At 58.8% G+C, this 678-nt stretch carries 1 pseudogene; it reads left to right on the top strand.

The annotated features are described in order from the left end of the window. Positions 1-503, top strand: a pseudogene (locus G3574_RS17510) (ISNCY family transposase); the annotation flags it as partial. Between the last annotated feature and the right edge of the window lie 175 nt (positions 504-678).

A 678-nucleotide genomic window follows, 5' to 3' on the forward strand; every position in this document is an offset into this window, starting at 1 on the left:
GCTTCGCCAAACCGCCGCGCAACGATTGGAATGCGCATCGCCCGCTGCTGCCAAGCGAGGATCTGGACACAGTCTTTACCTGGCGCGAACAACGCAAGGTATCGCACGTGCTGACGCTGCAATACGACAAGACGATCTATCTGATCGAAGACACGCGGGCCAATCGCAAGCTGATCGGCAAGTACATTGATATCTACGAATATCCTGATGGACGGATCGAGTTTCGCGCCGCGGGTGTCAGCGTTCCTTACGTTACCTATGATCGCTTACCTCAGGTGGATCAGGGCGCAATCGTCGAGAACAAGCGGCTCGGGCACGTGCTGGAGGTGGTCCAGGCGGTGCAGCAACAACGTGATGACCGCCGCAGTCAAGGCGATGTGCCGGCACGGACCAATCGTGGACAGAGGCCGGCTCATGGGAAGGCAGTGCCGGGGAAGAAACGGCAACGCCAACTGGATGCGCAGGATGTGGAACGGGCGCTACGCAGCAACTTGCTGCATTGAAGCGCGTCGTGCGCGGTGATCTTGCTGGTGGTCGAGGTAGGGAAGCCGTGCCCTGCCCTTACGTCCATTCCGCTGTCGCGGCTGCTTGCTGGAAACCCCGATGCATAACCGGGACATTTGAAAACGGCTGCAGGTGGGACATCTGAAAATGGTTGCAACATTGCTTGTAGCGCCC

This window comes from Noviherbaspirillum galbum, from assembly GCF_010974945.1.
In the GTDB taxonomy this organism is placed as follows: Bacteria; Pseudomonadota; Gammaproteobacteria; order Burkholderiales; family Burkholderiaceae_D; genus Noviherbaspirillum; species Noviherbaspirillum galbum.